This is a genomic window from Geodermatophilus sp. CPCC 205506 (genome assembly GCF_051383635.1).
Lineage (GTDB): Bacteria > Actinomycetota > Actinomycetes > Mycobacteriales > Geodermatophilaceae > Geodermatophilus.
Genome location: NZ_JALPKP010000010.1, coordinates 57,883 through 71,234, shown reverse-complemented (window position 1 = coordinate 71,234; position 13,352 = coordinate 57,883). Strand labels below are relative to the sequence as shown.

The following is a 13,352-nucleotide window of genomic DNA, read 5'->3' as shown; positions in this document are numbered from 1 at the left end:
GTCCGCCCCTGCGGGGCGTGGCCCCGGCCGGGACCCGATCCGTGGACCCACTCTAGAGGCGGGGCGGCCGCCGACCGTCCGCGGGGCAGGGGGTCCGCCCGCCCGGGCGGTTGGCCCGCACCACCCCCGGGTATTCAGCGTTGTTCGGCCGCGGACTCCGTGGGGTCCTCCCCGCGGTCGAGCGCGCGCCAGGCGTCCAGGGCGCGGTCCTCGTCGGTCCGCTGCCGCCGGGGGGTGTCCGTGCTGCCTGCGGGCCGGCGCTCGTAGCGGCGTCCCATGCCGGGCCAGGCCCGCCCGCGGAGCACCGTGAGCAGGCCCGAGAGCACGGCGACCGCCCCGGCGACGACCGCCAGCACCGGCCAGCCGGCCGACACGTCGGCGGTCAGCGCGTCCGCGCGGGTGCCGGGGCCGATGACGGCGGCGGCCGCCGCACCGACGTCGGTGACCAGGGGGCGCAGGCCCGACCACGCGAGCACCCCGCCGGCGAGGGCGACCAGCAGCCCGAGTGCGTAGCGGCCCGCCCCGCGGACGGCGATCAGCGCCACCGCGGCGGCCAGCAGGAGCAGCCCCGCGGCGGACACCAGCGGCACCAGCGAGCTGCCGGCCAGCTCCGCGGTCGTCGGCGGCAGCGGCTCGGGGCGCTGCACGGTGGCGGTCACCCAGGTCTGGCCGCCCGCCGACAGGGCCAGCCCCCCGGCCAGCGCCGTCCCGGCGACCGCGGCCGCCAGCTCACGCCGGTCACCCCTCACGGTGCCCACGGTTCGCCTCCGCCCGGCGGAGCCGGTAGGACGGCAGAGCGGCTCACGGGAGTTCCCGCATCCCCTCCGCCGTCGCGATGGCCGACAGCACGGCCCGGGCCTTGTGCCGGGTCTCGGCCTCCTCGGTGGCCGCGTCGCTGTCGGCGACGATGCCCGCGCCGGCCTGCACGTAAGCCCGCCCCTGGTGGAGGACCGCCGTCCGGATGGCGATGGCCATGTCGAGGTCGCCGCTGGCGTCGACGTACCCGACCGTGCCGGCGTACAGGGCGCGGCGGGTCGGCTCCAGCGTCTCGATGATCTCCATGGCCCGCGGCTTGGGGGCGCCCGAGACCGTGCCGGCCGGGAACGTCGCATCGAAGACGTCGAGGGCGTCCCACTCCGGCGCGACCTGGCCGGCCACGGTGGAGACCAGGTGCATCACGTGGCTGTAGTGCTCGATCCGCATGAAGTCGGGCACCTCGACCGTGCCCGGCACGCAGACCCGCCCGAGGTCGTTGCGGGCGAGGTCGACGAGCATCACGTGCTCGGCCCGCTCCTTGGGGTCGGCCAGCAGCCCCTCGGCCAGCCGGACGTCGTCGTCGGGGGTCGCCCCCCGGGGCCGGGTGCCGGCCGGCGGGTGGACCACGGCGGAGCTGCCGGTCACGGTGACCAGCGCCTCCGGCGAGGAGCCGACGACGTCGAAGGGCGTCTCCCGGCCGGCGAAGCGCAGCAGGTACATGTACGGGCTGGGGTTGGTGGCGCGCAGCACCCGGTAGAGGTCCAGCGCGTCGACCTCGGTCGGCACCTCGAACCGCTGGGAGAGCACCACCTGGAAGGCGTCGCCGGCGCGGATGTGCTCGCGCACCCGCTCCACGCCGTCCTCGAACACACCCGGGGCCATGTTGCTGACCACCGGCGGCGCCTCGGCGGTGCTGAAGACGGCGACCCCGGGCGCGGCCGCCTTGGCCAGGTCGGCGGCCATCGCGTCGAGCCGGGCGACGGCGTCGTCCCAGCCGGTGCCGGCCTCCCCCGCGCCGCGCAACGCGTTGGCGATCAGCAGCACCGTGCCGTCGGTGTGGTCGAGCACGACGAGGTCGGTGACGAGCATCAACGCCAGCTCGGGCATGCCGAGGTCGTCGGTGGCCAGCACCGGGAGCCGCTCCAGCCGCCGCACGACGTCGTAGCCGAGGTAGCCGACCAGCCCGCCGGTCAGGGGCGGCAGCGCGGGGTCCCGCGGGGAGCGCAGCCGGCGGGCCAGCGTCCGGACGGCGGCCAGCGGGTCGGCCGGCAGGCCGTCGGTGAGCCCGGGCAGCGCCTGCCCGAGCCACTCCGCCCGGCCGTCCCGCTCGGTCAGCACCCCGGCGCTGCGCACGCCGACGAAGCTGTACCGCGACCACTGCTTGCCCTGCTCGGCCGACTCGAGCAGCACCGTGCCGGGCCGGTTGCCGGCCAGCTTGCGGTAGATGCCGACGGCGGTCTCCCCGTCGGCGAGCAGCTTGCGGGTCACCGGGACCACCGGCCGGTCCAGCGCCGCGAACTCCTCCCTTGACGGCGAGGTCTCACCGAGCCGCACGGGACACCTCCAGCTCGCGGTGGAAGCAGCTGCGCTCGCCGGTGTGGCAGGCCGGGCCCTCCTGGTCGACGAGCACGAGCAGCGCGTCGCCGTCGCAGTCCAGGCGCACGTCGCGCACCCACTGCCGGTTGCCGGAGGTCTCCCCCTTCACCCAGTACTCCCCGCGGCTGCGCGACCAGTAGGTGGCCCGGCCGGTGGTCAGGGTGCGGCGCAGCGCCTCGTCGTCCATCCAGGCCACCATGAGCACCTCGCCGGTGTCGTGCTGCTGCACGACGGCGGCGACCAGGCCGGCGGGGTCGTGGCGCAGCAGCGCGGCGACGTCGGGGTCCAGGGCGGGGGCGGCGGACATGGACCCGATCGTCCCACCCGCGGACGACCGCCCCGGTCACCGGCCGGGCGGAGCCGCCTCCGCGGCGGGGGCGAACCACGCGCGGGCGGCCCGGCTGCACAGCAGCCCGAGCCCGACCGCGGGGGCCGCGGCGAAGCAGAACACCCCGAAGAGCATCACCGCCGACGGATCGGGCCCGACGGCGCCCTCGACGAGGGCGACCAGCCGCACCGCCCAGTAGACGGCGACCGCGATCTGCAGGGCGAGCGCGGCCAGCAGCGTCTGGCGCGCGGCGCGGCTGCGGCGGTTCAGCGCCATGATCCCGCCGACGACGAGGGCGACCACCGACGCCACCTGCACGAAGGCCACGACGGTCGCCTCGGTGGCCAGCGCGCCGCCGTCCGCCGGGAAGCCCGCCTCGCCCCCGCTGAGGGTGAACAGCGACGCCAGCAGGACGACGTAGGCCGACGCCAGTGCCACGACGGCGGCCTGCACGAAGGCGAGCACCGCCGCGGCGATCACCTGGCCGGGCCGCCGCGGTCCGGCCGGCGGCGGCCAGGGGGCGCCGTAGGGGGCCCCGCCGTAGGGGAACGCGCCGTACGGCGCCGGCCAGCCGGGAGCCGGGGCGCCGTACGGCGCGCTCCACGGGGGCACCGGCCCCGTGGCGGGCGGCCCGGCGTAGGGCGCGCCGTGCTCGGTCTCGGTGACCGGGTCCGACCAGGGGTCGGGCCGGCTCACAGGCTCGCCGCCAGGGCCCGGCCCGCGACCCGGCCGGAGAACAGGCAGCCGCCCAGGAAGGTGCCCTCCAGGGAGCGGTAGCCGTGCATGCCACCACCGCCGAACCCGGCCACCTCGCCGGCCGCGTAGAGGCCCGGGAACACCGCGCCGCCGGGCCGCAGCACCCGGCCGGAGAGGTCGGTCTCCAGCCCGCCGAGGGTCTTGCGGGTGAGCAGGTTCAGCCGGACGGCGATCAGCGGCCCGGCCGCCGGGTCCAGGAGCCGGTGCGGCGGGGCGACCCGGATGAGCTTGTCGCCGAGGTAGTGGCGGGCGCCGCGGATGGCGGTGATCTGCGAGTCCTTGCCGAACTCGTTGGCGATGGCGCGGTCGCGGCAGACCACCTCGGCCTCGACGGTGGCCAGGTCCAGCTCGGGCTCGCCGCCGGTGATCCGGTTCATGCCGGCCACCAGCTCGGGGAGCGTGCGGGCGACGACGAAGTCCTCGCCGCGGTCCAGGAACGCCTGCACCGGCCCGGCCACGCCGGCCTTGACCCGGTTGAGCAGCAGCCTGACGTCCTTGCCGGTGAGGTCGGGGTTCTGCTCGGAGCCCGACAGTGCGAACTCCTTCTCCACGATCTTGTGCGTCGCGACGAACCAGGTGTGCTCGTGACCGGTCTGCCCGATGTGGGCCAGCGTGCCGAGGGTGTCGAAGCCGGGGAACAGGGGCACCGGCAGCCGCTTGCCGGTCGCGTCGAGCCACAGGGACGACGGGCCGGGCAGGATGCGGATGCCGTGCCGGTCCCACACCGGGGAGTGGTTGGCGATCCCCTCGGTGTAGTGCCACATGCGGTCCCCGTTGATCACGTTCCCGCCGGCCGCCGCCGTGGCCTGCAGCATCCGCCCGTCGACGTGCGCCGGGACGCCGGACAGCAGCCGCTGCGGCGCCGGGCCCAGCCGGGCCGGCCAGTTCTGCCGGACCAGGTCGTGGTTGCCGCCGATGCCGCCGGAGGTGACGACGACGGCCTGCGCGGCGATCTCGAAGTCCGCGACCTGCGTGCGCGAGCTGGCCTCCCCGCGGGCCACGTCGCTGGGTTCGAGGACGCCGCCGCGCACCCCGGTCACCACGCCGTCGTCGACCACCAGCTCGTCCACGCGGTGCCGGAAGCGCAGCTCCACGAACCCGCGGTCCACCGCGGCGCGCACCCGGCGGGCGAACGGCTCGACCAGCCCCGGTCCGGTGCCCCAGACGATGTGGAACCGCGGCACGGAGTTGCCGTGGCCGGTGGCGGTGTACCCGCCGCGCTCGGCCCAGCCGACGATGGGGAAGAACCCGACGCCCTGCTCGCGCAGCCAGGCCCGCTTCTCCCCCGCGGCGAACTGCAGGTAGGCCTCGGCCCACCGGCGCGGCCAGTGGTCCTCCTCGCGGTCGAAGCCGGCGGTGCCGAACCAGTCCTGCCGGGCCAGCTCGAGCGAGTCGTGCACGCGCAGCCGCCGCTGCTCCGGGGAGTCGACGAGGAACAGCCCGCCGAAGGACCACCAGGCCTGGCCGCCGAACGACGCCTCGGGCTCCTGCTCGACCAGGACCACCCGCTTGCCGGCGTCGGCCAGCTCCGCGGTGGCCACCAGCCCGGCCAGCCCCGCACCCACCACGACGACGTCAGTGTCGGTCACGGAGCGCACGCTAGCGGGCGCGGGCTCCCCGCCCACCGGACCCGGCCGCCGGCGTCGCCCGGCCGGGTCGCGTCCACTCCCGGATCGGGCGGCGCACGCTCAGCACCAGGCTGCCCACCGGCCCGACCAGCAGCAGCAGCGCCCACGACATCGCCTGACCGCCGCCGAGGACGCCGAAGAGGGTGACCAGCCCGACCAGCGCCAGCAGTGGCAGCAGGCTCGCGCCGGCCAGCACCAGCCAGCCGCGCGGGCGGCCCTGCCACACCATGCCGGCGCCGACGACCGCCCAGCCGGCCAGCAGCAGCGGCAGGAGGACGTACCAGTACCAGCCGCGGTCGGGCTCCCAGAGGAGGTAGGCCAGGTAGATGTCCTCGGCGGCGGTGAGGACGCCGAAGGCGACGGCGAACGGGACCAGCTGCGGGCGCCTCGGCGGAGCCGGTGCGTACCGGGCCTGCGCCGGGCGCGGCGCGGCGCGGGGCGAGCGCCGCGCCACCGCCCGGCTGCGCGAGGAGGACGACGGCATGGCCGCAGGGTAGGGCGACTGGCTGGGACCGGCCTCAGCCCGGCGGGGGGACGCGCGCGGTCACCGGGTGCGGCCCGGGCGGCCGGCGATCCACCGCCGCACGGACGGCGCGAGCGCCAGGCCGGCCGCGACGAGCGGCCCGGCCAGGAGCAGCAGCGGCCAGCCCGCCCCACCGGTGTCCTGGTCGGCCGCGGCCCAGATGACCGCCCCGGTGAGCACCGCCACGGGGAGCACGGCGAGGACCAGCGGCAGCCAGCCGCGGCGGGCCAGCAGCCACAGCGCCCCGAACAGCTGCAGGACCGGCGCCACCACGAGCAGGTAGGTCCAGGGATCGGGTCCGGTGTCGGCGTCCAGCCCGCCGAGCGTCACGGCGAGCACGGCGACGAACGCGGCCGGCATCGCCCCGACGATGCCCACGATGCCCGCGGCCAGCGCGGCGCCGGGCATCCGCGGGTCGGACGGCGGGACGGTCTCGGCCCGGCGACGGGCCCGGCCTGCGGAGGTGGACACGTCGGCAGGCTAGGGCGCGGCAGCCCGCCGTGGGAGGTCAGGCGGGCTGGGGCTCCCCGCGCGACGAGCGCCGCCAGGAGGCGTGCAGCCGCGCGTACGGGCCCTCGGCGCCGACCAGCTCCGCGTGCGTGCCCCGCTGCACCACCCGGCCCGCGTCGACGACCAGCACCTCGTCGGACCGCTCCGCCGTCGACAGCCGGTGCGCGATGGTCAGCGTCGTCCGGCCGTCGGTGAGGGTGTCCAGCGCGCGGGTCAGCCGCTGCTCGGTGGCGGGGTCGACCGCGCTGGTCGCCTCGTCGAGCACCAGCAGGTCGGGGTCGGCGACGTGGGCGCGGGCGACGGCGACCAGCTGCCGCTCCCCCGCCGACAGCGACTCGCCGCGCTGGCCCACCCGGGTGGCCACGCCGTCGGTCAGCCCGGCCACCCAGGCGGTCAGGCCGAGGTCGTCGAACGCGGCGAGCACCTCGCCGTCGGTCAGCCCCGGCCGGCCGTAGCGGACGTTGTCGGCGACGGTGGCGTCGAAGAGGAAGCCGTCCTGCGGCACCATGACCACCCGCCGGCGCAGCGAGCCGAACGCCACCCGGTCCAGCGGCACCCACGTGGTGGCGTCGTCGCCGAGCAGCACCCGACCCGTGCCGGGGTCCATGAGCCGGGTGACCAGCTTGGCGAACGTCGTCTTGCCCGACCCCGTCTCCCCGACGACCGCCACCCGCCGCCGCGGCGCGATGGTGAGGTCGACCCGGTCGAGGGCCGGGCGGGCGTCCGGGGAGTACCGGAAGCTGACGTGCTCGAAGCGCACGCCGAGGGGGCCCGGCGGCAGCTCGGCGGCCGACCCGGCGTCGTCCACCGCGGGATCGCGGACGTCGGGCTCGGTGGCGAGCACGTCGAGCACGCGGCGGAACCCCGCGACGGCGTTCTGCGCCTCGTTGAGCACCTCGCTGGCGGTCTGCACCGGCGCCACGAACAGGGTGACGAGGAACAGGAAGGCGACCAGGGTGCCGGCGGTCAGGTCGCCGTCCAGCCCGAGCAGGACGCCGACGACCACGACGGCGGCGTTGGCCACCGCGGCGACGATCTCCCCGCTGACGAACACCGCGGCGGTGGTCCTCTGGGCCCGCACCTGGGCGCGGTAGTGCCGCGCGATGGCGCGGTCGAGGCGGGCGGCGGTGCGCTCGCGGATGCCGTAGGCGCGCACGGTCGGCGCGCCGACCACCGACTCGGAGACCGCGGCCAGCACGTCGCCCACCCGCTCGCGGACCACGCCGTGGACGACGGCCAGGCGCCGGGCGAGGTACCGCAGGGCGAGGGCGAGCGGCACGAAGCAGACCAGCACGAGCAGGGTCAGCTGCCAGGAGTAGACGGCCATCACGACGGTGGCCACGAGCAGCTGCCCCAGGCTCACCACGCCCAGGACGCCGCCCCACTGCATGAAGGTGGACAGCTGGTCGACGTCGCTGGTGACCCGCGAGACCAGCGACCCGCGCCGCTGGCCCTGCTGGTGCAGCACCGACAGGTCGTGCACGTGGCGGAACGCCCGCGCCCGCAGCCCGGCCAGCGCGGTCTCCGTCGTCCGGAACAGCCGGACGTTCATCCCGTACACCGCGACGGCGGTCAGCAGCACGACGACCGCGCACAGCAGCACGAGGTCGCGGACCAGGCCGAGGTCCGGGCCGCCGGGGCCGGACAGGCCACGGTCGATCACCTGCTGGACGGCGATCGGCACGACCACCCGGCCGGCGGTCGCCAGCAGCGCGAGGGTGAAGGTGACCGGCAGGCCGCGGCGGAACTCGGGCATCATCCGCAGCCCCCGGCGCAGCGTGGCCAGCGCCCCCTCGTCCCGGTGCTCGGCGAGCCCGTTCACGCCGCCCTCTGGTTCGCTCCCGCGGGGCGCTCCGCTCCTCGCTCGTTCCTCGCTGCGATGCTCACGCCCCTGTCCGCTCACGCCGCCACCTCGCTCTGCGCGTACGCGTGCACCAGCGCCGCGTAGCCGGGCACCCGGGCGAGCAGCTCCTCGTGCGTGCCGCGCGCGGTCACCCGGCCGCCCTCCAGCCAGACCACCTCGTCGGCCAGCGCGATCGTCGCCTGCCGATAGGCCACCACGACGACGGTGGAGGGCCTCTCGGCGTCGCGGAGCGCGTCGAGGATGCGCGCCTCGACGGTGGGGTCGACGGCGCTGGTGGCGTCGTCCAGCACCAGCAGCCGCGGGCGGCGGACCACCGCGCGGGCCAGCGCGAGGCGCTGCCGCTGGCCGCCGGACAGGGTCGCGCCCCGCTCCCCCACGCGGGTGTCGAGGCCGTCGGGCAGCCGGGCGACGAAGTCGTCGGCGGCGGCGACCCGAAGCGCGGCCGTGACCTCGTCGTCGGAGAACTCGGCGCCGAGGGTCACGTTGCCCCGGACGGTGTCGTCGAACAGGAACGTCCCCTGCGGGACGAACGCCGCCTGCCCGCTCACCTCGCCCTCCCGCAGCGCGCGCACGTCCACGCCGTCGAGCAGGACCTCCCCGCTGCCGGGGTCGACCAGGCGGACGAGCAGGCCGGCCAGGGTCGACTTGCCCGACCCGGTCGGCCCGACGACGGCGACGGTGCTGCCGGCGGCGACGTCGAAGGTGACCCCCGACAGCGTCGGCCGGACGGCCGGGTCGAAGCCGAACTCCACGTCCCGCAGCGCCAGCCCGGCGCCGCTGGTCCCGCCCCGGGCGACGGCGGTCCCGTGCGGCGTCTCCCCGGTGGCGTCGAGGACGGGGGTGACCCGGTCGAAACCGGCCAGGGCGCGGGGCAGGTCGGCCAGCACCCAGCCGATCGCGCGGATCGGCAGCGCGAGCAGGGTGAACAGGTAGGCGATGGAGACCAGGTCGCCGGCGTCGGCGGCGCCGTCGGCCACCCGGCCGGCGCCGATGAGCAGCACGGCCAGCGTGCCGAGGCTGGGCAGCGCCTCCATGAGCGGGTCGAACACCCCGCGCACCCGGCCGACGGCGACCAGCCCGTCGCGCAGCTCCTCGGCGCGGGCGGTGAACCGCGCCGTCTCGACGTCCTCCCGGCCGAGGGTCTTCACCACCAGCGCGGCGTCGAAGGACTCGTGGGCGATCTCGCTGACCTCGGCGCGCAGCTGCTGCGCCCGCCGCATCCGCGGGCTCATGACCTGTGAGTAGACGGCGTTGACCACGAAGACCAGCGGGAAGACGACCAGGCCGACCAGCGCCAGCCACGGGTCGGTGGCCACGAGGGCGGCGACGGTGATGCCGATCATCACGACCGCGCCGCAGGCGAAGGGCAGCGGGGCGACGAAGTACCAGGACGCCTCGACGTCGGAGTTCGCGTTGCTCAGCAGCTGCCCGGTCGGGTGCCGCTGGTGCCACGACAGCGGCAGCCGCAGGTACTGGCCGGTGACCCGCCGCCGGTACTCGGCCTGCAGCCGGTAGCTCATGATCCCGGCGAACAGCCGCCGGCCCAGGATGCCGAGGATCTTGAGCACGGCCACGCCGAGGACCGCCGCGGCCGCCAGGGTCAGCGCGGCGGCGGTGGTGGCGCCGTCCCGGAACGCCGGCAGGACGACGCGGTCGGCGATCTCGCCGATGACGTACGCGCTGGCCACCGTCATCCCGCCGTAGAGGCTGCTGGCGAGGAAGGCCAGGGCGAACATGCCGGGCTGCTCGGCGATCGCGCGACCGACGTGGCGCATCCCTCGCCGGACCACGGCATCTCGGCGGCGGGGCACAGCTCTCCTTCTGTTCCGTGCGGGGCGGTACCGCGAGCGTACTTAGGTCGGCTAACGGCTGCCTCCGGTTTCCCGGACCCGCCTGGTCGGTAACCCCGGGCGGTGACTGCCTCTTCCCGGTCGCTGGCGGAGCGTGAGCGCGCTGGGCTCGCCGACCTGCTCGACCGGCTCGGACCCGACGCGCCCACCTGCTGCGCGGGCTGGACGACCGCCCACCTCGCCGCGCACCTCGTCGTCCGCGACCGCCGGCCCGACGCGCTCGCGGGTTTCGGGGTGGAGCGGCTCGGTGTGGCCCGCCCGCTGACGGTGTGGTCGCACCGGCTCGAGGATCGGCTGCGGGCCACGACGCCCTACCCGGAGGTGGTGGCACGGGTGCGGTCGGGCCCGCCGGTCTGGGTGCCGATGGGCTGGCCGGTGGTCGGCGACGCGGTCAACACCGCCGAGTTCGCCATCCACCACGAGGACGCCCGCCGGGCGCAGCCGGGGTGGGCACCGCGGGAGCTGGCCCGGGCCGACCAGGACCAGCTGTGGCGGGCGGTGCGCTACTTCGCCGGTCGGCCGCCCGGCGGGGTGGTGCTCCGGCGCACCGACACCGGCGCCGAGCACCGGGCGGGCGAGGGGCGGACCACGGTGGCCGGCGAGCCGATGGAGCTGCTGCTCTGGGCCAGCGGCCGCACGGACGTCGCGCGGGTCACCGGCCCCTGACGGCAGCGCAGCTCACCCGGCCCGGAGGTCAGGCCCCCACCGGCACGCGAGGGCGGAACGGGAGCTCGCGCACCGTCTCCCCCACGACGAGCGCCGTGCCGACGGGCACCTCCCGCCACACGCCGGGCAGGTCCACCAGGGGTTCGGAGACGACGGCCCGGGCCCGGTCGGGGAAGTGGGCGAAACGCTCGACGGCCGGGTACAGCAGGCGCAGCGACTCCACGTCCTCGCTGACGAACAGGGAGTTCACCACCGGGCCGCTGGCGTACCGGGCCGCGTACAACCGGTCGCCGTCGGTCAGGCCGACCGTCATCTGCAGGGGCTCCGGGACACCCGCCGCCTCGGCGACCTCCTCCACGAAGCCGGCCATGGCCTCCAGTCCGGCCACCGGGTCCTCCTCCAACCCGTAGGTCAGCGCCAGGTGGAACATCAGCTCCGAGTCCGTCGTCCCGCCGATGTTGCCGAAGAGGTCCGGCCGGACGGCCAGCAGCAGCTCCCGCCGCAGCCGGGGGTGCTCGTTGATGTACCCGTTGTGCACGAACAGCCAGTTCCGGAACCGGAAGGGGTGACAGTTGCTCTGCTGCACCGGCGCTCCGGTCCCGGCCCGCACGTGCGCGAGGAACAGCCGCGAGGTGATCTCGCTGGCCAGCTCGAGGAGGTTCTCGTCACCCCAGGCGGGGGCGGTGGTCCGGAACAGGGCCGGCGTCTCCCGGCGCCCGTACCAGCCCAGCCCGGACCCGTCACCGTTGGGCAACGGCATGTCCGGGGCGTGCCGCCGGCTCTGCTCGATCAGCGACCGTTCCGGGTCGTACAGCAGCTCCCGGGGCGCGATGGGATCCCCGACGTAGCCCAGCCAGCGGCACACGGCGCCTCCCCGGTCGCGGGAACACCGAGCAGCGTCCCACGGCTGCGCGATCCGGTCGACGCCCGTCCGCGCTCAGGTGGTCGGGTGGTCGGCCTCGTGGCGGACGGGGACTCCGGCGCCGGCCAGCGCGGCCTTGACCTCCCCGATCCGCAGCTTGCCGAAGTGGAAGACGCTCGCGGCCAGGACGGCGTCGGCCCCGGCCTCGACCGCGGGCGGGAAGTGCCCGGGCTCGCCCGCTCCCCCGCTGGCGATGACCGGGACGGTGACCTCCCGGCGCACCGCCCGGATCAGCTCCAGGTCGAACCCGGCTTGGGTGCCGTCGGCGTCCATGGAGTTGAGCAGCACCTCCCCGACCCCGAGCCCGGCGGCCTGCACCACCCACTCGACGGCGTCCCGGCCGGTGCCGCGCCGCCCGCCGTGCGTGGTGATCTCGAAGCCGGAGTCGGTGACCGCGCCGTCGCGGCAGCGCCGGGCGTCGAGGGACAGCACCAGCACCTGGTTGCCGAACCGCTCGGTGATCTCGCTGATCAGCTCCGGCCGGGCGACGGCGGCGGTGTTCACCGCGACCTTGTCCGCACCGGCCCGCAGCAGCCGGTCGACGTCGTCGACGCTGCGGACGCCGCCGCCGACGGTGAGCGGGATGAACACGCTCTCCGCGGTCCGGCGGACGACGTCGTAGGTGGTCTCCCGGTCGCCGGAGCTGGCCGTGATGTCGAGGAAGGTGAGCTCGTCGGCGCCCTCGGCGTCGTAGACGCGGGCCATCTCCACCGGGTCGCCGGCGTCGCGCAGGTCGACGAAGTTGACGCCCTTGACCACCCGGCCGGCGTCGACGTCCAGGCACGGGATCACCCGCACGGCCAGGCTCATGCCGGCACCCGCCGCACCGCGTCGGCCTCGATCTCGACCAGCATCTGCGGGTCGATCAGCGCGGCGACCTGCACCATCGAGGTGGCCGGCCGGATGTCGCGGAACACCTCGCCGTGCGCCCGGCCGACCTCCTCCCAGCGGGAGATGTCGGTGACGAACATCCGGGTGCGGACCACGTCGGCCATGGTGAAGCCGGCCCGTTCCAGCGCGGTGGCGAGGTTGGCCAGCGCCTGGCGGGTCTGCCCGGCCGCGTCGCCGGGGTGCACGACCGCGCCGTCCACGGTGGCGGTCGTCCCGCTCACCCACGCCATGTCGCCGTGCACCACGACCCGGCTGTACCCGACCACCGCCTCCCAGGGGGTGTCCGAGCCCAGCCGCACCACCCTCACGACGCCATCTCCCCGGTCACCCGCAGCGCCTCGGGCAGGGTGAAGGCGCCGGCGTACAGAGCCTTGCCCACGATGGCGCCCTCCACCCCGACGGGAGTCAACCCGGCGAGCGCGCGGATGTCCTCCAGCGAGCTCACGCCGCCGGAGGCGACCACCGGCCGCGGGGTGGCCGCGCAGACCTCGCGGAGCAGGTCGAGGTTGGGGCCGCGCAGCGTGCCGTCCTTGGTGATGTCGGTGACCACGTAGCGGGCGCAGCCCTCGGCGTCGAGCCGGGCCAGGGTCTCGTAGAGCTCCCCGCCCTCGCGGGTCCAGCCGCGGGCGGCCAGCCGGGTGCCGCGCACGTCGAGCCCGACGGCGATGCGGTCGCCGTACTCGGCGATCGCGCGGGCGCACCACTCGGGCGACTCCAGCGCCGCGGTGCCCAGGTTGACCCGCCGGCAGCCGGTGGCCAGCGCCGCGGCCAGCGACTCGTCGTCCCGGATGCCGCCGGAGAGCTCCACGTCGACGTCGAGCTCGCCGACGACGCGGGCCAGCAGCTCCCGGTTGCTGCCCCGGCCGAAGGCGGCGTCGAGATCGACGAGGTGCACCCACTCCGCGCCGTCCCGCTGCCAGGTCATCGCCGCCTCGAGGGGGTCCCCGTAGGAGGTCTCGCTGCCGGCCTCCCCCTGCACGAGACGGACGGCCTGGCCGTCGGCGACGTCGACGGCGGGGAGCAGCTGCAGCTTCGGCACGCGTCACAGGCTAGTGAGCCGCG

General features: G+C 76.1%; 14 protein-coding genes. 1 reads left to right on the top strand and 13 read right to left on the bottom strand.

The genetic code is table 11. The features are described 5' to 3' along the window. Positions 1-134 precede the first annotated feature (134 nt). The 9 genes from MY520_RS07975 to MY520_RS07935 all read right to left on the bottom strand — a co-directional run bounded on the left by MY520_RS07975 (position 135) and on the right by MY520_RS07935 (position 9,736). On the bottom strand, positions 135-758 hold the full coding sequence (locus MY520_RS07975) for a Trp biosynthesis-associated membrane protein (RefSeq protein ID WP_436691553.1): 624 nt from the start codon (positions 756-758) through the stop codon (positions 135-137). A gap of 43 nt (positions 759-801) precedes the next feature. Continuing rightward, positions 802-2,310: an anthranilate synthase component I gene (locus MY520_RS07970; RefSeq protein WP_436691552.1), complete on the bottom strand. Its 1,509-nt coding sequence runs from the start codon at positions 2,308-2,310 to the stop codon at positions 802-804. Further along, positions 2,297-2,659 (bottom strand): phosphoribosyl-AMP cyclohydrolase, encoded by a 363-nt coding sequence (gene hisI, locus MY520_RS07965; RefSeq protein WP_436691551.1) that lies wholly within the window; start codon positions 2,657-2,659, stop codon positions 2,297-2,299. Before hisI ends, MY520_RS07970 begins: the two co-directional genes overlap by 14 nt. 36 nt (positions 2,660-2,695) lie before the next feature. Further along, positions 2,696-3,376, bottom strand: coding sequence for a hypothetical protein (locus MY520_RS07960; RefSeq protein WP_436691550.1), 681 nt, complete (start codon positions 3,374-3,376; stop codon positions 2,696-2,698). Then, entirely contained in the window at positions 3,373-5,025 is a 1,653-nt protein-coding gene (locus MY520_RS07955; protein WP_436691549.1) for an FAD-binding dehydrogenase, read from the bottom strand. The genes MY520_RS07960 and MY520_RS07955 overlap by 4 nt, the downstream gene beginning before the upstream one ends. 10 nt (positions 5,026-5,035) lie before the next feature. Next, positions 5,036-5,548, bottom strand: coding sequence for a hypothetical protein (locus tag MY520_RS07950; RefSeq protein ID WP_436691548.1), 513 nt, complete (start codon positions 5,546-5,548; stop codon positions 5,036-5,038). 60 nt (positions 5,549-5,608) lie between these two features. After that, positions 5,609-6,058, bottom strand: coding sequence for a hypothetical protein (locus tag MY520_RS07945; protein WP_436691547.1), 450 nt, complete (start codon positions 6,056-6,058; stop codon positions 5,609-5,611). A 37-nt stretch (positions 6,059-6,095) separates the two neighbouring features. After that, positions 6,096-7,919 carry an ABC transporter ATP-binding protein gene (locus MY520_RS07940; RefSeq protein ID WP_436691546.1) on the bottom strand — a complete coding sequence of 608 codons (1,824 nt, stop codon included), beginning with the start codon at positions 7,917-7,919 and terminating at the stop codon, positions 6,096-6,098. Between the two features lie 77 nt (positions 7,920-7,996). Then, positions 7,997-9,736 (bottom strand): ABC transporter ATP-binding protein, encoded by a 1,740-nt coding sequence (locus MY520_RS07935; protein ID WP_436691545.1) that lies wholly within the window; start codon positions 9,734-9,736, stop codon positions 7,997-7,999. A 138-nt stretch (positions 9,737-9,874) separates the two neighbouring features. Here MY520_RS07935 and MY520_RS07930 point away from each other — a divergent pair, with 138 nt between their 5' ends. Continuing rightward, positions 9,875-10,477 (top strand): TIGR03085 family metal-binding protein, encoded by a 603-nt coding sequence (locus tag MY520_RS07930; RefSeq protein WP_436691544.1) that lies wholly within the window; start codon positions 9,875-9,877, stop codon positions 10,475-10,477. A 28-nt stretch (positions 10,478-10,505) separates the two neighbouring features. Here the strand turns inward: MY520_RS07930 and MY520_RS07925 are convergent, their stop codons facing one another. The 4 genes from MY520_RS07925 to priA all read right to left on the bottom strand — a co-directional run bounded on the left by MY520_RS07925 (position 10,506) and on the right by priA (position 13,329). Continuing rightward, positions 10,506-11,342 carry a class II glutamine amidotransferase gene (locus tag MY520_RS07925; RefSeq protein WP_436691543.1) on the bottom strand — a complete coding sequence of 279 codons (837 nt, stop codon included), beginning with the start codon at positions 11,340-11,342 and terminating at the stop codon, positions 10,506-10,508. 72 nt (positions 11,343-11,414) lie between these two features. Continuing rightward, complete coding sequence (gene hisF / locus MY520_RS07920; RefSeq protein WP_436691542.1) at positions 11,415-12,209, bottom strand: imidazole glycerol phosphate synthase subunit HisF; 795 nt, start codon at positions 12,207-12,209, stop codon at positions 11,415-11,417. Further along, entirely contained in the window at positions 12,206-12,598 is a 393-nt protein-coding gene (locus MY520_RS07915; RefSeq protein WP_436691541.1) for a RidA family protein, read from the bottom strand. Before MY520_RS07915 ends, hisF begins: the two co-directional genes overlap by 4 nt. Then, positions 12,595-13,329, bottom strand: coding sequence for a bifunctional 1-(5-phosphoribosyl)-5-((5-phosphoribosylamino)methylideneamino)imidazole-4-carboxamide isomerase/phosphoribosylanthranilate isomerase PriA (gene priA, locus MY520_RS07910; RefSeq protein WP_436691540.1), 735 nt, complete (start codon positions 13,327-13,329; stop codon positions 12,595-12,597). The genes MY520_RS07915 and priA overlap by 4 nt, the downstream gene beginning before the upstream one ends. Between the last annotated feature and the right edge of the window lie 23 nt (positions 13,330-13,352).